17 protein-coding genes are annotated in these 22,771 nt (G+C 58.1%); 15 read left to right on the plus strand and 2 right to left on the minus strand.

Features of this window, described 5'->3' with window-relative positions; all coding sequences use genetic code 11:
- Positions 1-222 precede the first annotated feature (222 nt).
- The 10 genes from H7B67_RS27080 (at position 223) to H7B67_RS27125 (ending at position 14,051) form a co-directional block, all read left to right on the plus strand.
- On the plus strand, positions 223-3,171 hold the full coding sequence (locus tag H7B67_RS27080) for an extracellular solute-binding protein (RefSeq protein WP_185122999.1): 2,949 nt from the start codon (positions 223-225) through the stop codon (positions 3,169-3,171).
- A 28-nt stretch (positions 3,172-3,199) separates the two neighbouring features.
- Positions 3,200-4,111, plus strand: a complete 912-nt coding sequence (locus H7B67_RS27085; protein ID WP_245363568.1) for a carbohydrate ABC transporter permease — start codon at positions 3,200-3,202, stop codon at positions 4,109-4,111.
- A gap of 6 nt (positions 4,112-4,117) precedes the next feature.
- Positions 4,118-4,984: a carbohydrate ABC transporter permease gene (locus H7B67_RS27090; RefSeq protein ID WP_185123001.1), complete on the plus strand. Its 867-nt coding sequence runs from the start codon at positions 4,118-4,120 to the stop codon at positions 4,982-4,984.
- A 4-nt stretch (positions 4,985-4,988) separates the two neighbouring features.
- On the plus strand, positions 4,989-6,458 hold the full coding sequence (locus tag H7B67_RS27095) for an NHL repeat-containing protein (protein ID WP_185123002.1): 1,470 nt from the start codon (positions 4,989-4,991) through the stop codon (positions 6,456-6,458).
- Positions 6,439-7,059, plus strand: a complete 621-nt coding sequence (locus H7B67_RS27100; RefSeq protein ID WP_185123003.1) for a YIP1 family protein — start codon at positions 6,439-6,441, stop codon at positions 7,057-7,059. Before H7B67_RS27095 ends, H7B67_RS27100 begins: the two co-directional genes overlap by 20 nt.
- A gap of 14 nt (positions 7,060-7,073) precedes the next feature.
- Entirely contained in the window at positions 7,074-9,620 is a 2,547-nt protein-coding gene (locus H7B67_RS27105; RefSeq protein ID WP_185123004.1) for a DUF5696 domain-containing protein, read from the plus strand.
- On the plus strand, positions 9,617-10,528 hold the full coding sequence (locus H7B67_RS27110; protein ID WP_185123005.1) for a carbohydrate ABC transporter permease: 912 nt from the start codon (positions 9,617-9,619) through the stop codon (positions 10,526-10,528). Before H7B67_RS27105 ends, H7B67_RS27110 begins: the two co-directional genes overlap by 4 nt.
- Positions 10,529-10,539: 11 nt before the next feature.
- Positions 10,540-11,559 (plus strand): carbohydrate ABC transporter permease, encoded by a 1,020-nt coding sequence (locus H7B67_RS27115; protein ID WP_185123006.1) that lies wholly within the window; start codon positions 10,540-10,542, stop codon positions 11,557-11,559.
- 150 nt (positions 11,560-11,709) lie between these two features.
- Positions 11,710-13,122: an ABC transporter substrate-binding protein gene (locus tag H7B67_RS27120; protein WP_185123007.1), complete on the plus strand. Its 1,413-nt coding sequence runs from the start codon at positions 11,710-11,712 to the stop codon at positions 13,120-13,122.
- 131 nt (positions 13,123-13,253) lie between these two features.
- Positions 13,254-14,051 (plus strand): Nif3-like dinuclear metal center hexameric protein, encoded by a 798-nt coding sequence (locus H7B67_RS27125; RefSeq protein ID WP_185123008.1) that lies wholly within the window; start codon positions 13,254-13,256, stop codon positions 14,049-14,051.
- 15 nt (positions 14,052-14,066) lie between these two features.
- Here the strand turns inward: H7B67_RS27125 and H7B67_RS27130 are convergent, their stop codons facing one another.
- A complete protein-coding gene (locus H7B67_RS27130; RefSeq protein ID WP_185123009.1) occupies positions 14,067-15,038 on the minus strand; it encodes a LysR family transcriptional regulator in 972 nt (323 codons plus the stop codon).
- A gap of 150 nt (positions 15,039-15,188) precedes the next feature.
- Here H7B67_RS27130 and H7B67_RS27135 point away from each other — a divergent pair, with 150 nt between their 5' ends.
- The 4 genes from H7B67_RS27135 to H7B67_RS27150 all read left to right on the plus strand — a co-directional run bounded on the left by H7B67_RS27135 (position 15,189) and on the right by H7B67_RS27150 (position 20,594).
- Positions 15,189-16,313: an SGNH/GDSL hydrolase family protein gene (locus H7B67_RS27135; protein ID WP_185123010.1), complete on the plus strand. Its 1,125-nt coding sequence runs from the start codon at positions 15,189-15,191 to the stop codon at positions 16,311-16,313.
- 52 nt (positions 16,314-16,365) lie between these two features.
- A complete protein-coding gene (locus tag H7B67_RS27140) occupies positions 16,366-18,312 on the plus strand; it encodes a cellulase family glycosylhydrolase (RefSeq protein ID WP_185123011.1) in 1,947 nt (648 codons plus the stop codon).
- Between the two features lie 370 nt (positions 18,313-18,682).
- Complete coding sequence (locus tag H7B67_RS27145; protein WP_185123012.1) at positions 18,683-19,462, plus strand: helix-turn-helix transcriptional regulator; 780 nt, start codon at positions 18,683-18,685, stop codon at positions 19,460-19,462.
- Between the two features lie 73 nt (positions 19,463-19,535).
- On the plus strand, positions 19,536-20,594 hold the full coding sequence (locus H7B67_RS27150) for a LacI family DNA-binding transcriptional regulator (RefSeq protein ID WP_245363533.1): 1,059 nt from the start codon (positions 19,536-19,538) through the stop codon (positions 20,592-20,594).
- 276 nt (positions 20,595-20,870) lie between these two features.
- Here the strand turns inward: H7B67_RS27150 and H7B67_RS27155 are convergent, their stop codons facing one another.
- Positions 20,871-21,764 carry a LysR substrate-binding domain-containing protein gene (locus tag H7B67_RS27155; protein ID WP_185123013.1) on the minus strand — a complete coding sequence of 298 codons (894 nt, stop codon included), beginning with the start codon at positions 21,762-21,764 and terminating at the stop codon, positions 20,871-20,873.
- Positions 21,765-21,896: 132 nt separating this feature from the next.
- Here H7B67_RS27155 and H7B67_RS27160 point away from each other — a divergent pair, with 132 nt between their 5' ends.
- Entirely contained in the window at positions 21,897-22,673 is a 777-nt protein-coding gene (locus tag H7B67_RS27160) for an SDR family NAD(P)-dependent oxidoreductase (protein WP_185123014.1), read from the plus strand.
- The last annotated feature ends 98 nt before the right edge of the window (positions 22,674-22,771 follow it).

The following is a 22,771-nucleotide window of genomic DNA, read 5'->3' on the forward strand; positions in this document are numbered from 1 at the left end:
CGTGCGTTTGGTGGGTCCAGATGAATAACCAGGACTCAACTCGGACGTCCGGATGGCGGAACGGACGGCTCTATTCAGGACCCGAACCCCGCCACCCATCTTCAATTAATAGGGCTAAGAGGTATAATCACTCGGATTGTTGGCGGGCGGGGGCGCTTCTACAATTAGGGGTACGACGGATGAGCTTCCGGATATTGCAGATGAAAGAGAGTGATTCCTATTGTGTTGAAGCGTCTTCTACGCCACCGGTATACGAAGCCCGCGTTGTGGAGCGTCGCGGTCGTCGGCCTGCTCGTTTGGTGGCTGACCGGCTCGCCGAAGGAAACGGTGCACGCGAATCTGGTTCCGGATCTGGACAAGTTGCAGACGTACTCGGAAGGAAGCTACCAGAACTACATCAACCGATACAAGGACGCGGCCAAGCCCGCCGAGACGATCCGGATCGAAGGCGAATCCTTCTCCGCCGCCGAGGGCTGCGAATGCGAAGCCGTTGCCGGGCAAGAAGGGGCGGCCGGAGGCGCGCTCAGCACGGGAGACAGGGGCTCCGTGACGTGGACTTTCGACGTCAAGACGGAAGGCTTGTATCATCTGAAGCTTCGGTACTTTACGGCGGAGGGCAAAAGCGCGGCGATCGAGAGGAAGCTCGAGATCGACGGCAAGCTTCCGTTCGACGAGGCTTCTTCGATCACGTTCGACCGGGTGTGGCGGAACGAGACGGAGGAGTTCGAGGAGGACAACCGGGGCAACAAGCTTCGCCCCAGCCAGGTCGAGGTGCCGTCCTGGCTCGAGGAGCCGTTCAAGGATCCTCAGGGACTTTATGCCGATCCGTTCCAATTCTATTTCGCGCAAGGACAGCACACTTTGACCCTGACGGGGCTCCGGGAGCCGATCGTGATCGATTCCATCGAGCTCTACCAAGAGCCGGAGCTTCTGACCTACGAGGAGGTCAAGAAGCAATACGAAGCCAGAGGCTACAAGGCTGCCCAAGGCGTCTCGATCAAGCTTCAGGGAGAGAACGCAGCCTTTAAGTCCTCGCCGACTCTCTATCCGGTGTCGGACCATTCCAGTCCGGCGACCGAGCCGTACAGCGCCTCCAAGATCCAGCTTAACACGATTGGCGGACTCAACTGGCGGCTGCCGGGGCAGTGGATCGAGTGGGAGATCGACGTGCCGGAGGACGGACTCTACGAGCTTGGGCTGAAAGTCCGCCAGGATATCTTGAGAGGGTTATTTTCCAATCGCAAGCTTTATATCGACGGCGTCATTCCGTTCCAAGAGATGAAGTCGCTTCCCTTCTACTACAGCTCGAGCTGGCAGATGATCGTCCCGGGCGGGGAAAAGGATCCGTATCTGTTCTATCTGACCAAGGGCAAGCACTCCATCCGGATGGAAGCCGACCTCGGCGAGGTCTCTTCTCTCATCCGAACGGTCCAATCCAGCATGCTGGAGCTCAATCGCATCTACCGGAAAATTCTCGTCATCACCTCGGCCGATCCAGACCCGTTCCGCGACTATCAGCTCGGCAATCGGATTCCGGAGCTCTCCGAGGTTTACATGAAGCAAAGCGACATCCTCTACACCGTCGCGGAGGAGCTCAAGGACATCACGGGCGAGAAAAGCGACAAGACCGCGATTCTCTACCTGCTGGCGAAGGAGCTTCGCGAGTTCGCGGAGGATCCGGAGACGGTGCCCAAGAACCTGAAGCAGTTCAAGACCGACCTCGGCTCGCTCGGAAGCTGGCTGCTGACGGTTCGGGAGATGCCGCTGCAGGTCGACTATCTGGTCCTGCAGAGCCCGGACAAGAAAACGCCGAGCCCTACCAAGGGGACAATGGCCTCTATCGTCCATAACGTGAGCTCCTTCGGCTATTCTTTCGTCGAGGATTACAATTCGATCGGCAACACGGCCAAGGGAGGCAAGAAGGTGACCGTCTGGATCGGGACCGGACGCGACCAGGCGAACGTCATCAAGCAGATGATCGACGACACCTTTACTCCGGAAAGCGATATCGGCGTAGACCTGAAGCTGGTCGACATGAACGTCCTGCTGTCCGCGACGCTGGCCGGGCAGGGACCCGACGTCGCGATGATGATCGGCAACGGCGACCCGGTCAACTACGCGATGCGCGGCGCGGCCTACGACATCAGCAAGTTCCCGGACTACGCCGAAGTGGCGAAGCGGTTCGCGGACAGCGCCTCCGTTCCGTATCGGTTCAAGGGCGGCGTCTACGCTCTGCCGGAGCAGCAGATTTTCGACGTGCTGTTCTACCGCAAGGACATCCTCGAGGAATTGGGGCTGGGCATTCCGCAGACGTGGGACGACGTGTACAAGATGCTGCCTTTCCTGAAGAAAAACAACATGGATTTCGGCCTGCCGATCATCAACACGAGGGTTCAACAGCCTCCGGCGCTGCCGATCAACGACGCCTTCGCGACGCTGCTCTACCAGAAGGGCGGAAGCTTCTATAAAGCGGACAGCTCGGCGAGCGACCTGGACAGCGAGATCGCGATGTCCGCCTTCAAGGAGTGGACGGACTTGTACACCGATTATAAGTTCCCGGTCGACTACGATTTCGTCAACCGGTTCCGGCTGGGCGAGTTGCCGCTCGGAATCGACGCTTATACGACGTACAACACGCTGTCGGTGTTCGCTCCGGAGATACGCGGCCAGTGGGGCTTCACGCTCGTGCCCGGAACGAAGAAAGAGGACGGCACGGTCGACCGTACGGTGTCCGGCAACGGGACCGCGGTCATGATGCTGGATTCGGCCGACGACAAGCAAGCGGCCTGGGAGTTCATGAAGTGGTGGACGGACGAGGAGACGCAGGTGCAGTACGGACGCGAGATGGAGAGCCTGATGGGCGAATCCGCCCGCTACCCGACCGCGAACGTGAAGGCCCTGTCCGAGCTGCCGTGGCCGGTGGACGACTACGAGACGCTGTCCGAGCAGCAGCAATGGGTCAAGGGAATTCCGGAGGTGCCGGGAGGATACTTCACGGGACGGATTCTGGACAACGCGTTCCGACGGGTGGTCAACTCGGGCCTGAATCCGCGGGATGCCCTGTACGACCAAGTCGTCTTCATGAACAACGAGATCAGAAACAAACGCGAAGAATTCGGATTGGACGGCAAGAGAGAGGAGGAGACGGCCGATGGACAGAGCGGAGACTGAGCTGAACGTCCCCCAGGGGGCGGCACGTATGGCGCCGTTCCCTTCCCTGAGGCGAGGCTGGGCGGAAGCGAAGAAGATGAGGCAATCGTACGTGCTGCTCGCGCCGTACATGATCCTGTTCTTCGTCTTTACGGTGCTGCCGGTCGCGATGGCGATCGCGATCAGCTTCACCAACTTCAATCTTCTCGAATTCCCGAAGTGGGTGGGCTGGCACAATTACACGCGCATGTTCCTGGAGGACGACGTCTTCCTGATCGCGGTGAAGAATACGTTCCTGTTCGCCGGCATCGTCGGCCCGATCAGCTACATGATGTGCTTCGTGTTCGCCTGGCTGGTCAACGAGCTGAAGCCCAGGACGCGGGCGCTGATGACGCTGTTCTTCTACGCTCCGTCCATCTCGGGCAACGTGTTCTTTATCTGGCAGATCATTTTCTCGGGCGACCGCTACGGGTACGTGAACGGCTTCCTTCTCGACCTGGGGATCATTAACCAGCCGATTACCTTCCTAAGGAACGAAGATTACGTTCTCTGGATCGTCCTGCTCGTCCAATTGTGGCTCAGCCTCGGCGTCAGCTTCCTAGCCTTCATAGCGGGGCTTCAGACGGTCGACCGTTCTCTCTTCGAGGCGGGAGCGGTGGACGGCATCCGCAACCGCTGGCAGGAGCTGTGGTACATCACGCTGCCGGCGATGCGGCCGCAGCTGCTCTTCGGGGCCGTCATGCAGATAACCGCCTCGTTCGCCGTAGCGGACGTCTCGACGCAGCTCGCGGGATTCCCGAGCGTCAACTACGCGGCGCATACGATCGTGACCCACCTCGAGGATTACGGCACGATCCGCTTCGAGATGGGGTATGCGTCGGCGATCGCCACGATGCTGTTCATCGTCATGGTCGGCGCGAACGTCATCGTGCAAAAACTGCTGAGAAAAGTAGGTGAATGATTCCCGATGAGCACGATATCCACCGCCAAGCAGAAGCGGCTCAACCGATCCTTCCTGGGAGATCTGTTCCTCTTCTTATTCTTGGCCGTCTTCGCCGCCTTCATGGTCGTGCCGCTCGTCTTTACGGTGAGCAATGCGCTGAAGCCGCTCAACGAGCTGTTCCTGTTCCCGCCGACGCTGCTGGTTCGAAATCCGACCTTCAACAATTTCGTCGATCTGTTCCATCTGATGTCGACCTCGTGGGTGCCGTTCTCCAGATATATTTTCAACACCGTCTTCATCACGCTCGCCGGAACGGTCGGGCACGTGCTGCTCGCATCCGCGGCCGCCTATCCGCTGGCGAAGCATAAGTTCCCGGGCAGAAGCCTTCTCTTCTCCGTCGTCGTTCTGTCGCTGATGTTCTCGCCGAAGGTGACGAACATCCCGAACTACGTCATCATGTCCTGGCTGGGCTGGATCGACACGTACGCGGCCATCATCGTCCCGGCGTTCGCCTACTCGCTCGGCCTGTACCTGATGAAGCAGTTCATGGAACAGATTCCGGACGCGCTGCTCGAAGCCGCCAAGATCGACGGGGCGAGCGAATACCGGATCTTCTGGACCGTCGTCATGCCGCTCGTCAAGCCGGCCTGGCTGACGCTGACGATCCTGAGCTTCCAGACGCTGTGGGGAACCTGGGGCGGCAACTTCATTTACAGCGAACAGTTGAAAACGCTGCCGTACGCGCTGAACCAGATCATTCAGGGCGGGATCGTTCGCGCGGGACCGGGCGCGGCCGTCGCCATGTTCATGATGATCGTTCCCGTCACCATCTTCGTCGTGTCCCAGAGCAGCATCATCCAGACGATGGCCAGCTCCGGGATGAAGGAGTAGAGCGATGAGAACAACGAAATGGATTCGCGCGATCGCCGCCGCCACGGCCTTGTCGTCCTTCCTTCTGATGTTCTCCGGCTACGCGCGGGCATCGGTCCCTTATGTCGGCTACACGTACGACGGATGGGGAGACCGCGTGTGGTCGCCGGCCGCCTACGTTCCGGACCGCGTCGTCGAAGGAGAGAAGCTCGGCATCGGAAGCTTCAACCAGCCGGAAGATATCCATGTAACGGAAGCGGGACAAATCTACGTCGCGGACACGGGCAACAACCGCATCGTGGAATTGAACGGAAGGTACGAGTTCGTTCGCCAGCTCGATAAGTTCGTTTACGAGGGAAGCGAGCGGACGTTCAATAAGCCCCGCGGGGTGTTCGTGACCGAGCAGGGCGAGATCTACGTCGCGGATACGGGGAACCACCAGGTCGTTCGCCTTCGCGAGAACGGCGAAGCCGATCTCGTCATCGCGGCGCCGAAGTCGGAGTACTTCGCCGGCGACTTCGTCTTCGATCCGAAGAAGATCGCGGTCGACACCGCGGGCCGCATTCTCGTCATCGCCGACCGGGTGTTCGACGGCATCATGGAGTTCGGCGAGAACGGGGAATTCCAGAATTTCTTCGCCGCCAACCGGGTCACCTACAACGTGGCCGACTACGTCTGGAAACGGTATTTCTCGACGGACGCGCAGAAGGAACGGATGGTGACGTTCGTTCCGACCGAATACACGAATTTGGACCTGGACGGCAAGGATTTCGTCTTCACGACGAGCGCCGAAAGAACGCTGACGCCGATCAAACGGCATAATCCGTCGGGCACGGACGTGCTGCTTCGGCAAGGCTTCTTCAACCCGATCGGCGACGTGAAGTACGATACGAGAGGCCAGTCGACTCTCGTCGATATCAGCGTAGGCCCGGACGGGACGTACAGCGTGCTCGATTCGATCCGCGGAAGAATCTTCACCTACGATTCCGAGGGCAAGCTTCTGTACGTGTTCGGCAGCATCGGGGACCGCGTCGGCAACTTCAAGGTGCCTTCCGCGATCGATCAGAAGGGCGATTCGATTCTCGTGCTGGACAGAGAGCTGGCAAGGCTGACGACGTTCGCGGCGACGGATTACGGCAAGCTCATCAACGAGGCGGTGCACAACCATTACATCGGCAACGAGAACCGCGCGGCGGAACTGTGGAAGGAAGTCCTCACGCTGAACGAGAATCTCGAGATCGCCTACAGCGGAATCAGCAAGGCGAACTTCCGGGAAGGCAACCACGAGAAAGCCGTGAAGGAAGCCAAGTTCGCGCTCGATCGGGACTCCTATTCCAAGGCCTATAAGCACCTTCGCAAGGAGACGCTGAAGGAGCACTTCAATACGATTTTGACGACTATCTTCGCTCTAGCCTTGGCTTGGGCCGCATGGAAGCTTTTCCGCAAATTCAGGCGCAGGAAGGGAGGAGCCTCTCATGTGGAAAGAACGCCTTAAGTTTCCTTTTTACGTGATCGTCCACCCGTTTAAAGGCTTCTGGGATTTGAAATACGACAAAAAAGGGAATTTGACCGTCGCGCTGTCGATCGTGTTCCTGGTGTCGGTGGCCGCGATGTTCCAATATCAATACGCCGGATTTATCGTCAACCACCATTCGCCTTATTCGTTCAACAGCCTGATTCAATTGCGCAACGTCATCCTGCCGTTCTTCCTCTGGTGCGTGGCGAACTGGTCGCTGACGACGCTGATGGACGGGGAGGGCAAGTTCGGCGAGATCGTGACCGCGTCGGCTTACGCGCTTCTGCCCTTCATCCTGCTGTTCGTGCCGGCGACGGTGTACAGCCGCTTCATCACGCTCGAGGAGACGGCGTTCTACAACTACATGAACGGGTTCGCGATCGTCTGGTTCCTGTTCCTGATCTTCGTCTCGACGATGACCATTCACCAGTACACGGCGCTCAAGACGCTCGTGACGATTCTCCTGACCGTCGTCTGCATGGGCTTCATCGTGTTCCTGGGCATGCTGTTCTTCAGTCTGGTCCAGCAGATGTACAGCTTCTTCTTCACGATCTATAAAGAACTGCAATTCCGAGGATAGGGGGGCCGAGCCGGTTGAAGAAAATCATCAGCATAGCCGTAGCGATCGTTCTGGTGTTCGGCTCCGGACTTTATCTGTATTCCAAATACAAGCCCCTTCCGGCGCTCAGCCAATCGGAGCTGCCCGACCTGCGGGACACCCCGCCCAAGGCGGCGGGGAACGACAGCTTCTCGAAGCCGGCCGTCGCGCTGGAAGGCATGGAGGGCATCGTCGCCAACGGACAGCTGTCGCTCTACTACGATCCGGCGACGATGGCGATCGCGGTTCGCGACAAGGAAGGCCGAGTCTGGCGCTCCACGCCGGAGAAGCTGGGGGACGACGAGCTCGCGAACGCTTCCGTCCGGGACCAGATGTCCTCGCAGCTCATCATCAGCTACAGCGACAATACGGGCCAAGAGGCGTTCAAGACGTCGAACGCGGACAGCGTCATGCTCGGCCAGGCCGTCGCGGAGCCGCTCGAGAACGGGCTGCGGGTGACTTACACTCTGGGCAAGGCGAGCAGCGAGATCGACAGCCTTCCGAAGAAAATCAGCGCCGAACGCTACCAGGCGCTCATTCTGGATAAGGTCGGCGACAAGTACAAGCGCTATCTGACGCCGGCTTACGTGAACGACAACAACAAGGACGTCTACGAGCGCAACGATACGAAGCTGACGGCCATCGCTCTGAAGAAAGTCGTGGAATCGTTCCAGGAAGCCGGCTACACGGCCGAGGATCTGGCGAAGGACGACGAAGAGAACGGCGGGAGCGGAAGCTCCGAGAAGCAGGTGTTCACGATTCCGGTCGAATACACGCTCGCGGGCGACCAATTCATCGCCAGAATCGTATCCGCGGGCATTCAATATCCGAAGTCGTACCCGCTTACGGATATCGCGCTGCTCCCTTACTTCGGCGCGGCCGGCCTGCAGGACGAAGGCTATCTGTTCGTGCCGGACGGTTCCGGCAGCCTCATCTACCTCAACAACGGCAAGCAGCGCTACGAGCCGTTTAACCAGCCCGTCTACGGCGACGACGGCGGGACCTGGAACGGGGAGAACGACGACGATCCGACGATCGAGCCGATCCGGATGCCCGTCTACGGGCTGGCGAAGAAGGACTCCGGCTTCGTGGCGATCATCGACCAAGGGGCGGCCGTGGCATCCGTCCACGCCGAAGTCAGCCGGACGCGAAGCTCCTACAACAGCGTCTACCCGAGCTTCCAATTGATCGGCATGGAGAAAATCAACCTGTCGGTCACCTCTCAGGCGTCGGAGACGAAGACCAAGGAGATTCGGGTGTTCCAGCAGCGTCCGGTATATTCCGACTTCAGCGTGCGCTACGCGTTCCTGTCCGGGGATAAGGCCGGCTATACGGGCATGGCCGAATATTACCGCGATTATCTGCTGTCTAACGGAATGCTGACCAAGAAGGCGGATTCGCAGGAGGAGATGCCTTTCTATCTCGAGCTTGTGGGAGGAATTCCGAAGCGGAAGTCGATCCTTGGCGTCCCTTATAAGGCCGTCGTGCCGCTCACGACCTTCGATCAAGCTCAGACGATCATCGGCAGCCTCAAGGAGCAAGGCATCTCGAACCAGAAGGTGCGGCTGTCCGGATGGTTCAACGGGGGCTACTCCCATAAGGTCGCGGATAAGATCAAGGTCGACGGCTCTCTTGGTGGAAGCTCCGGCTACAAGGACCTGATCTCCTACGCGGAACAAGAAGGGATCGAGCTGTTCCCGGACGTGTCGTTCACGCACTTGTATACGACGAGCGGCGAATATACCGAGGCCAAGGCCGTGTCCCGCTATATCAACCGAGAATCCGCCTGGGTATGGGAGCGGACGGATTGGGCGAGGCCGCTGTCCCCGCGGCTGGTTCCGAACGTCGTGGACGACTTCCTGAGCGCCTACAAGAAATACGGGGAGACCGGCATCTCCGTCCGCAACATCGGGCATCAGCTCGACGGGGACTACCGGCGCAACAACGTCGTCGACCGAGTCCAATCGGAGGAGATCAACAAGGATCAACTCGAGAAGATCGGCGCCCGGCTGCCGAACATCATGACGGACGGAGGCAACGCTTACGTCCTGAAGTACGCGAAGGACATCGTCGAAGCGCCGATGTCGAACAACGGCTACAACATCACGGACGAGGCCGTCCCGTTCTACCAGATCGTGCTTCACGGCTACGTCGATTACGCCGGCGCCCCGGCGAACCTGTCCCGGGAAGCGGACGTTCGGAAATACGTGCTCAAGAGCCTGGAGTACGGGTCGAACCTGTACTTCAAATGGATTTACGCGGAGAACAGCAAGGTGAAGAACACCGCGTTCCTGAACCTGTATTCCGTCCACTACCAAACTTGGATGGATAAGGCCGCAGCCTCTTACAAGACCGTATCGGAAGCGCTGAACGTCGTTAAGGACAAGGCGATCGTCGGGCACGAGAAGCTCGCGGAGAACGTCTACCGGACGACGTACGAAGGCGGACGAACGATTACGGTCAACTACAACGATTACGAGGTCGACGTGGACGGCAGCCGCATTCCGGCCGAAGACTTCCTGGTGGGAGGGGATAACCGATGAGATCGCCCAAGCGCACGTTTCAGCAAAGAAAGGCGCTCACGGGGATGCTTTTCCTGGCTCCGTGGGCGTTCGGGTTCATCTTCTTTTTCCTCGTGCCGCTCGTGAATTCGGCTGTCTACAGCTTTAACGACCTGAAGGCGTCCGACAACGGCTACACGCTGACGTTCGAAGGCTGGAAGAACTACACCCAAGCGCTCTACGTGGACGCGACGTTCGTCCGCAAGCTGACGACGGTCGTCGGGGAGATGGTCGTCAACGTTCCGCTGATCATCATCTTCAGCTTGTTCATCGCGGTGCTGCTCAACCAGAAGTTCCTTGGCCGCTCGTTGGCGCGGGCGATCTTTTTCCTCCCCGTCATCCTGGCGTCCGGCGTCATGCTGAGCATCAACAATGCCGGCTACATGCAGCAGATCATGGACGCGAACCTGGCCTCGAACAATCCGGCGGGGGCTTCGGTGAACGGCTTCCTGCAGAGCATCGAGCTCAAGAACATGATGATGGACATCGGGGTCAACGAATCGATCGTGAACTACCTGACGGGCGCCGTCGACCGGATTTACGAGATTATCAGCCAATCCGGCGTTCAGATCATTATTTTCCTGGCCGGCCTGCAGTCGATCTCGCCTCAGCTGTACGAAGCTTCCCGCATGGAAGGCGCGACGGGCTACGAAGCGTTCTGGAAAATCACGTTCCCGATGGTGAGTCCGCTGATCCTGACGAATCTGGTTTATACGATCATCGATTCGTTCCTGAACAACGCGGTTACCCAGCAGATCGATACGACCGCGTTCAAGACGCTCGATTTCGGTCTCAGCTCGGCGATGGCCTGGATTTACTTCGCGATCGTCGCCGTTATTCTCGCGATCAGCACCTTCGTCGTGTCGAGAAAGGTGTTCTATCATGATTAGAGGTGATCAGAATGACCCAACAGACTGAAGCGGCGCCCGGCGCTAAGCACGCGCCTGCCGATAGCAAGAAGACCGCGTCCGACCTGTATCGGTTCAAGCAGAGCGCGATCAACGTGAACAAGTGGTCGAAGCGCCTGAGCTCGCTGGTCCGGGCGGTGCTTCTCATCGGAATGTCCTTCGTCATTCTGTATCCGATCCTGCTGAAGGTGTCGACCTCGTTCAAGACGCTGGAGGACTTGACGAATCCGACCGTCATGTGGATTCCCGAGCGCTTCTCCTTGGAGAATTACAAGCTGGCTATCGACGTGATGGGGTATTTCTCGGCGATCCGCAACAGCTTCACCTTGTCGGCCGTCACGACGATCCTCCAGACCCTGAGCTGCGCGATGGCCGGCTACGCGTTCGCCAAGCTTCCTTTTCGAGGGATCAACATCCTGTTCGCGGGAGTCATCCTGACGATTCTGGTGCCGCCGCAGACGATTCTCGTTCCGAGCTACGTCAATTTCAAGTCGTTCGACCTGTTCGGCTTGTTCCACCTGATTTTCGGCGACGGCATCAACATGCTCGATACGTATTGGCCGTTCGTTCTGATGGCGATCACGGGCAACGCCTTGAAGTCCGGCTTGTTCATCTATATTTTCAGGCAATTCTTCCGAGGGATCTCGAAGGAGATCGAAGAGGCGGCCTTCGTCGACGGAGCGGGAGTCTTCAAGAGCTTTGTCTCCATCATGCTGCCCAACGCGATTCCGGCCATGGTGACCGTGATGCTGTTCGCCTTCGTCTGGCAGTGGAACGATACGTTCTTCTCTTCCAACTTCCTGCCCAGCATGAACACGCTGACGAACGCGACGCTCGGCTTCCCCTATAAGGTGAACGTCATGCTGGGAGCGACCAACCAGGTGGATCCGTTCTACGCGTCCATGCTGGTCGATACCGGACTGCTGCTCTCGATTCTGCCGCTGATCGTCATGTATCTCTTCGTCCAACGCTACTTCGTGGAGAGCATCGACCGCACGGGTCTCGTCGGCTGATAGAGCGGCTGGCAATTGTATAATCACTAGGGCTGAAAGTGCAATTTCTAGGATTGTTGCCTACTATTTGGAACCCTACAATGATTGGTGAACCCATTCGATGACGGCTCTGCCGCTAACTGAAATGGAATATTAGGGGAGGAATGAAGGTTGAACGGAACAAGGAAGACGCTACTGCTTGGCTTGACGACCGCTCTCGCTTTCTCATTGACGGCCTGCGGAGGCGGCAATAACGGCAACGATGCCAGCCCCAGCGCGAGTCCGAGCGCAAGCCCGAGCGCCAGCCCCAGCGAGAGCCCAAGCGCGAGCCCGAGCGCGTCGCCGTCCGAGTCCGCGAGCTCGGAAGAATTGGATTTCGACCTTGGCGGACGCACGATCACGATCGCCACATGGTGGGACCAGGCGCCGAAGGGCGACACCGAATCCAGCAAGCAGGTCGTGCAGAACATTGCCGATCTAGAGAAGAAGTACAACTTCAAGCTGAAGTTCGAGAACGTCGCCTATGACCAAATCGTAGAGAAAACGACGAGCTCCGTGCTCGCGGGCCAGCCTTTCGCCGATATCGTCCGCTTCGAGCAGGGCATGGCGTATCCGGGCCTCGTGAACAAGGGCATCATTCAGCCGATCGACGACGCGCTGGAAGCGAGCGGCGCGGACAAGACGACGTTCATCGATCCGTTCGTCATCGAGACCTCCACCTTCAACGGCAAGCTGTACGGCTGGAGCGACAACCCTTACTTCACGTATAGCGGCATCCTTTACAACCGGACGCTGCTTCAGAAGCTCGGCATGAAGGATCTGGCCGACTACGTCAAGGACGGAACGTGGACCTGGGACAAGTTCAAGGAAGTCGCCGCGCAAGCGACTCAAGGCGACACCTACGGCTTGGCCGACTACTCCAGCAACTTCCTCGACTTCGCGCTGACGTCCAACAACACAGACCTGATCGACCTGGCAGGCAACAAGCAGACGCTCGACGACCAGAAGACGGTCGAAGCGATGCAGTTCACCCAGGAAATCATGAGCTCGAATTACCTTCCTAAGGGAGTCGCCGCCGACTGGCAAGCCGCGGGGCCCGCTTTCCGCAAGGGCAACGTACTGATGTACGTCGGCTTCAACTGGCAGACGGTATCCGTGAAGCAAGACATGGGCGACGTCGATATCGGCTTCGTGCCGTTCCCGAAGGGCCCGTCCGCCGATCAATATTACAGCAACGCCGGCGGTCCGAACTTCTGGACGATTCCGAAGGGCGTCAAGGATCCGGAGAAGGTTCTGTACCTGTTCCGCAAGATCTACGACGTGCCGCCGGAAGACGAATACCCGGGACAAACGAGCCTCGAATCGTCCTACACGAACCAGCAGGACATCGATATGGCGATCGAAGCTTCCAAGAACCTGAAGGTGCTCAACTACAAGCTGTTCATGTCGATCTTCTCGAACGACTTCTACGGAATGGTAGACGAATTGACGAAGGATAAGAAGTCGCCTGCCGCGGCGACGGAAGCTCGCAAATCGATCTTCCAGAAGGCGCTCGACGATACGGCGGCCGCCAAGGTAGAATAGGGCTAAAAATAGGAAGGGGTCCGGCCGAGAGAGGCCGGGCTCCTTCGCGCGCGTTCGGTCTCTAGCCGGTCGAGGTTAGAGGCCACGATTGCGGCATTGCTTCACATCCCAAGATAACGGAGGAGGCCTATATGACCGTTACCATCCAAGAGGTCATCGATCGAATCGGAAAGACGGCGGCCGAGAGGCCGAATCCGACGGTGGACGGGCTGCGGTTCGGCGGGCCGGACACGATCGTCCGGGGGATCGCGGTCTCGTTCATGCCCACGGTGTCGGCGATCGAGCGGGCGATCGCCATGGGGGCGAATCTGCTTATCGCGCATGAGGGCGTCTATTACAGCCATCAGGAACGCGCGGAGGGGCTTCGGCCGAACGGAGTCTATGAGCGGAAAAGGCGGTTGATCGAGGAATCGGGAATTGCGATCTACCGCTGCCATGACGACGTTCACCGGTGCGTGCCGGACGGGATTACCTGGGGGCTGATCGAAGCGCTGGGGTGGGAAGAGCGCGTCCGCGAGAATCGTCCCGCCGCGTCGCTTCTGACGATTCCGGCGATGACGGTCGGAGAGGCGGCCTCTTACGTGAAAGAGCGTTTAGGCCTGCCGTTCGTGCGCGTTGTCGGAGACCGCTCGATGTCCTGCGAGCGGGTCGGCATTCTGGTCGGCTACCGAGGCGGAGGAGCGACGGTCATTCCGCTGCTCGAATCGGACGAGGCGGAGCTGATCATCGCGGGAGAAGGACCGGAATGGGAAGCGCCGGAGTATGTCCGCGACGCCGCGAGTTTAGGGCGGCGCAAAGCGTTGATCGTCATCGGGCACGCGGAGAGCGAGGCGCCGGGGATGGCGTTGCTATGCCGGAGGCTGCAAGAGGCGTTCCCGGGACTATCCGTTCGGTTTCTTGCGGATAAGCCCGTGTTCGATTTGATTTAGACGGCGCGTCCGCCTTCAGCCCGGCGGCTCCCAGGTTCCCTGCCCGATCAGCTGCCTAAGGATTAAAACGTATTTGGAAGCGGCTCTCGACAAATAACGGTTTTTCTTGAAGGCAACGACGATGTCCCGCTTCGCCGAAGGGCTGTCCAGCTTGTAGTAGACGGGATGCCGTTCCTGGTTGCCGAAACGGATGAACGTGTCCGGAATGCAGCAGAAGGCGATCCCCGACAAGGTCCAGGCGAAGGAAGTCTCGATGCTCTCGGTGTGCAGCACGATCTCCGGGCTGAAGTCCGGCAGATGGGAAAGCTCCTGCTCGAGGAGCCGGAAGTGCTTGTCCTGCTGCAAAAAGATAAAGGATTCCCGGGTGCAGTGGGACAGGTCGACCGGAGGGGCGCGGAAGAGGCGGCGGGAGTTCGTCATGATGTCCTCGGAGGAGAGCTGGCGATCCTCTCTTCCGTTATGGAAAGAGCTCGCCGGAGGGACGGCCAAATACAGCGTTTCTTCCGCCAACGGTTCGGAGTGGAATAAGGACCCGTTTAACGGACCGGCCAGAATGCACAGGTCCAGATGACCGTCCGCCAGCAGGGACTCCAGCTCCGATTCCTTTTCCTCCATGATGCGAATGTTCACGCCCGGGTGTTTTTGCCGGAACGCCCCGATGCTCTTGGGCAGCAAACAGGAAGCCCGGAACGGGGTCGTTCCGATCCGCAGCTCCCCGATATCCAAGTTGTGAAGGTCCGCCAATCGGTTGTCGAGCTCCGCGTGGATCGCTTGAATCCTGCGCGCGGCGTCGATATAGATTTGACCGGCCGGTGTCAGCCGAATCGGAGCGGTGCTCCGGTCGAACAGCGGAACGTTCAGTTGGGCTTCCAGGTTTCTGACGTATTGGCTTAACGAGGGCTGCGTGATAAACAGCTTCTGGGCGGCTTTCGAGAAGTTCAGTTCTTCGGCCAAGGTCAACAAGTACTTCAAATGCTGCGGCGTCATGTCTTCCTCTCCCCGCAAGTCATAAGTTTCTGCTTATACTTTCTATACTAATATAGCAATTGGATTATTGGAATAGAAAGCGCTACCATATTCGTGATAACAAGTTCGGCGGATGGGCAAAGCCAGACTCCGATACGATAGGAGAACCCTATGGGCGCGGCTGCTAAAGAGCGAGAGGAATTCCGAAACGAATGGATCGAGCGTTCCTTGATCGGAACCGGCAACAATAAACGAATCAAGAGCACGATCGCCAAGTCCAGGCAGGGCGCACCGGTGACGATCGCTTATTTGGGGGGATCGATTACGGAAGGCCATTCCGCAGGCGCGAACGGTAACTTCGCGACGTTGTCCTGCGACGGCTTCGCGCGGATCTACGGAACGGGGAGCAACGCGGCCTGCGTGAACGCCGGCATGTCCGGTACGCCCTCCTTGATCGGGTTGATTCGCGTGGAACGGGATGTTCTGCGGCACAGGCCGGACATCGTGTTCGTGGAGTTCGCCGTGAACGACTCCAGGGATAGCGTGAGCATGACGGCGTTCGAGAGCCTGTTGATCCGGCTGTTGGGAAGCGAGTGTAAGCCGGCGGTCGTGCTGCTCTTCACCTTAACGGAGACGGGATACTCCGCCCAGAACGAGATGGAGCTGATCGGAGAGAGGCTCGGGCTACCGATGATCAGCGTGAAGGACGCCATCCTGCCGGAGATTAGGGCCGGGAGAATGACTTGGCGGGAGTACTCGGAGGATAACATCCATCCGAACGCGAACGGGCACCTCCTGATCGCGGATATGATCAAGCACTTCTACGAGACGGTCGACCGGGAGGTGGAGGACGAAGAAGAAGACAAAGTCGACCGGGTCGCCTCCGCCCGCGTGTACGGCGACGAGTTCCGCGGGATGAGGCTGTTGGAATCAAGCGATGCTCGCGTATTGGCGCTGGGCGGGTATGAGCCGGCGAAGACGATCCCCCAGTTCCCGAACGGATGGACGCGGTCGGCGGACGCATCGGGCGACGGGTTCGCCATGGAGCTGACCTGCCGAAGCCTGTTCCTCGTCTATATGGAGAGCAAGGATCCGGGAACGGGCGCTATCGACCTGTTCGTCGACGGAGAGTTCATGCTGAAAGCCGAAGGTTACATGAGCTCGGGATGGAACAACCCCGCCGCGCGAATGGTACTGAGCGAAGAAACCCCCAAGCGGCGTCGGGTGGAGATCCGCATGGCGGACGGCTCCAAGAACAAGAAATTCTCGATTCTTGCCTTCGGATACGTTCCGTAGAAGGGGATGCTACCGATGGAACGAATTCATCTTATCTCAAAGAGGGGGCGGCATGAAACCGTTGCGTCTTCTGATCAAGATCGTCCTATTCATCGCCTTAGCGGCGACTAGCGCGCCCGAGCACTCGGATGCAGCGGAAGGAAAGGGGATAAGCGCGATGCAGAAAGCGGCCGAAAGCATGCAGCCCGGCTGGAACCTGGGCAACACCTTCGACGCTCCGAGCGAGACCGCGTGGGGCAACCCGGTTACGTCCAAGGAGCTGATCGAACGATTGGCCGCCGAAGGCTTTAAGAGCATCCGGATTCCGGTCACCTGGGACGGACATCTTGGGGAAGGGCCGGAGTATGCGATCGACGCGGATTACATGAGCCGGGTTCGAGAGGTGGTCGATATGGCGCTGGATGTCGGCTTGCACGTCGTTCTGAACATGCATCACGACTCGCATTGGATCGGCAAGATGGGGACCGAGCGCGAGGCCGTTCTCGCCAAGTTCGAGGCGGTCTGGAGGCAGATCGCGGAGGAGTTCAAGAACGAGCCCGACCGGCTGCTGTTCGAAAGCGTCAACGAACCGCGGTTCTCGGACGATTGGAACAAGGACGCTCCCGAATACTTCGCCATGCTGGAGGAGCTGAATGTCGCCTTTTACCGGATCGTCCGGGAATCCGGCGGCAACAACGCCAAGCGTCCTCTGGTGCTGTCGACTTTGACGGCGAGCTCGACCCCGACCCGCATCGCGGTGCTCGCCAAGACGATCGAGAAGCTGAAGGACGACCGCCTGATGGCGACGATCCACTTCTACGGTTTTTATCCGTTCAGCGTAAACGTGGCGGGCGCGACGACTTTCGACGACGAGGCAAGAGCGCAGCTGGAGCAATTTTTCGATTTGGCGTACGACGAGTTCGTCGCGAAGGGGATCCCGGTTCTCGTGGGCGAATACGGCCTGCTCGGATTCGACAAGTCCTACGATACCATCGAGCACGGAGAGATTCTGAAGTATTTCGAATATGTGGGCTATTATACCCGCGAGAAAAAGATGACCGCGATGCTATGGGACAACGGTCAGCACTTCGACCGGAGGGGGCTCAGGTGGAACGATCCTTCTTTGTACGCCGTCATGTCGGCCGGCTGGACGGGGCGTTCTTCGACGGCGGAGAGCGACACGGTCTTTATTCGGAAGGGAGAGCCCGTCCGGGATTCCGTTCTCGCGCTCGACTTGAACGGCAATTCGTTCGCCGGCCTATATGCGGGGGAAAGGGAGCTCGCTGCGGGCGCCGATTACGCGGTTAGCGAAGATAAGCTGACGTTGAAGTCGGCCTTGCTGGAATCGCTTCTTACCGGGCAGTACGGGGAGAACGTCGTCCTGACCGCCAAGTTCAGCTCCGGGGCGGATTGGACCGTTCGCGTCCTTCTATACGATACGCCGCGATTAAGCGGCGTTACGGGGAATGTCGCCGCGTTCGGCATCCCGGCCGAATTCAACGGGGATCGGGTCAAAGCGCTGGAAGCCGTTTACGCGGACGGCGGCAATGCCGGGCCGGCCGAATGGACGCCTTACCAGGAATACAATCTTGCATTCGTGCCGGATTACGAGAAGGGCGAGCTTAGGCTCACTCCGGAATTCTTCAAGGAAGCGAAGGACGGGGAGATCGGGCTAAAGGTTCATTTCTGGAGCGGTGCCGCAGTGGAATACTCCCTGAATAAGTCCGGCGATTCGGTCACGGGGAACTCCGGGTCCGATCCGGTTCGAGAAGCGGCAGCGGGAGCGGGTCGGGACCCGGAAGGCGAAGCGCCGCGGGCGGAAGCGAGTCCATCCGAGTCCGCTCCGCCATCGGAGACTTCTCCGTCATCGGAGCCGTCACCGTCTTCGGATGTCCCGCCGGAGAAGAACTCAAGCCGATCTCATAACGATTGGCTATACGCCGTTCTGTCCGTGACGGCGGCCGCGGTCATTCTGGCATCATGGGCCGCCTATTACGCAAGCTCTCGCAAGAAACGCTAACGGCCAGATCGCATAGCCCGCGATGGGGAAGCGAGGGGCGCCGAGACCGAGAGAAAAGCATTCGCTTCTCGCGTGATCGGCGTTCGAGAGAGAGCTCCTTCGCGGGCTATTCGGGCTGGGTTCGGGCTGAATTCGAGCATGGTTCGGATGGGAAGAGGAAGACTGGCTGTGGTTTTTGTTAGGATAACAAAACGACATAAATCGACAACATATCTCTATCATTCTAGTGATATTAGGCTTAATACGCGGATTTGATAGAAAGAAATCGTTTTACAAGCAGAAAATTTATTTGATTAGTTAGCATAATTTATATTGTTTTTATGATAAAATGATGTAAAATTAGGATACCAAGGGAAATGGAGGTTTTTCGATGATGGGAATGAATGCGCTTACCATTGAGGCTGAGCTGTATCGATCCACGACATCCGAGCCGCTCGATTCCGCCGAATTCAGGACGGAGAACGTACGCCGGGTCCAGCGGACCATGGTCGTCCGGCTTATCGAGGATTCCGGCGGAAGCGCGGTCCATGCCGAGCTGGAGCAGTTCGCGGTCATCAACATCATCGAGGATCTCATGGGCAGGGCGGGAACGGTGTTCCTCATCGACAAGTCCACGATCGGCCTCGTTTTGTACGGAACCAAGAACGAGCTGACCGACGAAGCGATGGAGCGGCTTCAGAAGTTTTTGGGCTCCTGCCTGGCGAAGTACGCGAAGGTTCAAGCGAGAATCGGGATCGGAGAGATGATGCATACGTTTCTCGACTTGAACAAGGCATTGGCCGCGGCGCTTGCGGCCGTCGAAGCCGCTCCTCCGAGCGAGGAGCAGAGCACGCATCCGTTCGTCGAGGAGGCCAAAGCGATCCTGCAGCAAAATTACGGAGACGGCGTATGCCTGAAGTCGATAGCCAAGCAGCTGTTCGTGAACCCCGCATATCTGGGACGCTTGTTCAAGAGCTACGAGGCAATCTCCTTTAACGACTATCTCGTTCAGGTGCGCATGGAGAAGGCGAAGGAGCTGCTGATCGGCACGGATAAGCGAATCTACGAGATCGCGCACGAGGTAGGCTACCGGCAGTTGGACTGGTTCTACAAGAAATTCAAGGAATATACCGGCTGCAGCGCCAAAGAATTCAAAAGCATCAACATGTAAGCGCTATCCTTATGTGCGATCCCGCAACATCTGGTATGATTAGGGCAGCAGACCTAAACGGAGTGAGTCCCGATTGAAAAAAGTAACCATGCAGCAGATCGCCGACCAGGTCGGCGTCTCCAAATTCGCCGTCTCGCAGGCGCTGTCGGGCAAGCCCGGAGTTGCCGAGGAGACGAGAGCGAGAATCGTGCAAGCGGCCAACGAGCTCGGCTACTATTGGAAAGCCAAGCTAATCGCGGCCCGGGCGTCCTCCGGAACGGATCGCCGCGGCCGGATTCAGGGAACGAACAAAAGCACCGTCATCATCGTGATGCCGAACGTGCGCTTTCAGAGCAGGGAGTCGTTGTTCTGGGGGAAAATCATCGACGGAGTATCGGCCGCGTTGGCGGAACGGGAGCTCGGGGTCATGATGGTGACGGAGAGCTTCTCGGAACGCTCCCTCAAGAGCATCAACCCGGACGGAGTGCTCGGAGTGATCGGAATCGGCTACATCGCCACTCCCTTATTGTTGGAGATTCGGCACCTAGGCCTTCCCTTCGTGCTGGTCGATCATGAAGATCCGCTTATCCCTTCCGATTCGGTGTTCATGAACAACTACGATTGCATGTACCGGATGGCCTCCGCGGTGATCGGGTCCGGCCACCGCAGCATCCGCTTCGTCGGCAGCCCGAAGTATTCCCGCAGCTTCCACGATCGCTGGCTCGGGTTCCGGAGCGCGCTCGAAGAAGCGGAGCTGCCGATTCCTTCCTCGGACGATCCTCTCCTGCAGGTAGAAGAGGACGCCTATCTTATCGTAGACAAGGAAATTCCGATGCTGATCGAGAAGAATAAGCTGCCGTCGGCGTTCGTCTGCGGGAACGACTTCTTCGCATACCTTGTCATGAGGTCGCTCGCCGACAACGGAGTTCAGGTGCCTCAGACGGTGTCGGTCACCGGCTTCGACCATACCGACGAGGTGACGGATCCGCGGCTTCCGACGCTCAGCACGATTCAAGTTCCGAATGCCAGAATGGGGAAAAGAGCGGTCGAGATGCTCCTAACCAGGCTGGAGGATCCGGACCGGCCTTTCGAGAAGACTTTGATCAACGGGAACCTGCTGGCGCGGGATTCCTTGCGGAAGCTTTCAAATTAGCATGCGGACGGCGCCAAGGAGAGTCTCCCTGGCGCTATTTTGTTGGACGGGATCGCTCTTATCGCTATTCCTACCTCTAACGGAACTGACAGCCTCTAATTGTGGCCCATACGTTGCTTTTCATTTTTAACGGAAGCAGGAGACCTTATTTTGGGCAGACTCGCCCATTTTTATGCTTCCTACCCAAAATAGAGGCGCTCATTTCCGCTAGATTTCAAAACCGAGCTTTTAAAGCCAAATAAGGGCTCTCATTTCCGTTTACAGTCGAATTCCGGATTATCTCGAATGGTGCTCGTAACGATACCGCTCCATGAATCTCTTGACGAGCGGGCTGGCGAGCTTCGCTTGCTCCATGACCCAACCGATCAGGATATTGCGCTGCGGAAGGTCAAGCTCGAGCTTGACCACTTCCAGGTCGAGAGCCTTAGAACCGTTGGCGAAGCTGTATTCGTGCCCGATGGTGACGGCATCCAATTGAAGCAGCGCGGCGCCGATCACTTCGGAATTGTTGGTTCTCAGCAGAACGTTCGCGTCGCCGTACAGCCGGGAGATCTCCTCCATCAAAGGATCCACGAATTCATCGTTGAACAGCACGAACGTTTCTTCTTGCAGATCCTTCAGGGTTACCGTTCGCTTCTTGGCCAAAGCGTTTCTTTTGCTCACGCAGGCGAACAGCTTCCCTTGGTCTATCGCTTGAAACGACAAGCCCTTAAGCAGCTTCCGGACGTCTTCCTCGTAGATGGCGATCAGTCCGATATCGGCTTGCTTGTCGCGAATTTCTTGGATGATCTTCCACGAAGCCTTCTCCGACAGCTCGAATTTAATGTCGGGATGGCTTTTTTTCATGCTGGAGATGGTTTGAACGATAGACGGGACGCCGCCGGGAATGACCGACAGCTTGAGTTCTCCTTGGCCGATGACGTCCGTGCTCTCCTTGATCTGCCGGACCTTGTCGAGCACTTCTTTGAACCGGTCGAGGATGGGGCCGGCTTCGCTCAGCGGGATGGCGCCTTTGCGGGTGCGTTCGAACAGCTTCAGGTTCAGTTCTTCCTCGAGACGGCTGATGGCCTGGCTGATCGTGGACGGAGTCACCCTTAGGTTCGTCGAGGCTATCGTGATGGAATGGGTCTTCGCGACCTCAAGGCAGTATTCCATTTGTTCAAGATTCACTAGTATCACCAAAGTTTTTATTTTAATTTTATTTAACCAAAACTAAATTTATTTAAATATACATGAACAAATGGCGGTAGTAAACTTGACTGTGTAAGCATTATCATTCTGGTATCCGAAAGGAGACTTTCCATGTTCAGCAATCGCTTCAAAGACAAAGTCGCTATCGTAACCGGTGCCGCTTCCGGCGTCGGCTACGCCATCACGAATCGTCTTCTGCAGGAGGGGGCTTCGGTCGTCGGCGCCGACCTGAACCAAGAGCGCTTGAACGCGCTGCAATCGGAGCTGGGCGATCGCTTCCTTGGCGTTCAAACGAACGTTACGCAAGAGGATCAGATCGCGGAGCTGGTAGAGGCGACGGTCCGGAAGTTCGGCGGGCTCCATATCGCCTTTAACGTGGCCGGCGCTTCGAAGGCGGGAATCATCAAGAACCTGTCCGAAGCGGACTGGGATTTCACCGTCGATCTCTGCCTCAAGGGCGTCTTCCTGAGCATGAAGCATGAAGCCCTGCAGATGGCCAAGCAAGGCGGAGGAGCCATCGTGAACGTCGCGTCGCTGAACGCGCATGTGCCGATGTATGCCGGCGCCGCTTATTCCTCGGCCAAAGCCGGAGTCGAGATGCTGACGAAGAACGGCGCGCTCGAGATGGCGCGCGACGGCATTCGCGTCAATGCCATCCTTCCGGGTCTGATCGAGACGCCTCTAACGGCCGGGTTGCTGGCGAGCCCGGACATCCAAGCGGCTTACCTGGAGCGGATCCCGATGAAACGCGCGGCCAAGCCGGAGGAGATGACCGGTCCGGCCTTGTTCCTGGCAAGCGACGATGCCGGCTACGTCAACGGAGCCAGCCTGCTTGTCGACGGAGCGTGGGCAACGAGCGGCTACCCGGATCTGAGCCGGTGGTTCTAATTTCGTGATACGGGGCATTTCGCTCCAGCAAGCTAGTCGTCCAAACGGCGGCGTAGGATACTCGATATCCTATGTCGCCGTTTTTTTGTTCCTTTCTC

Source organism: Cohnella thailandensis (assembly GCF_014212135.1).
In the GTDB taxonomy this organism is placed as follows: Bacteria; Bacillota; Bacilli; order Paenibacillales; family Paenibacillaceae; genus Cohnella; species Cohnella thailandensis.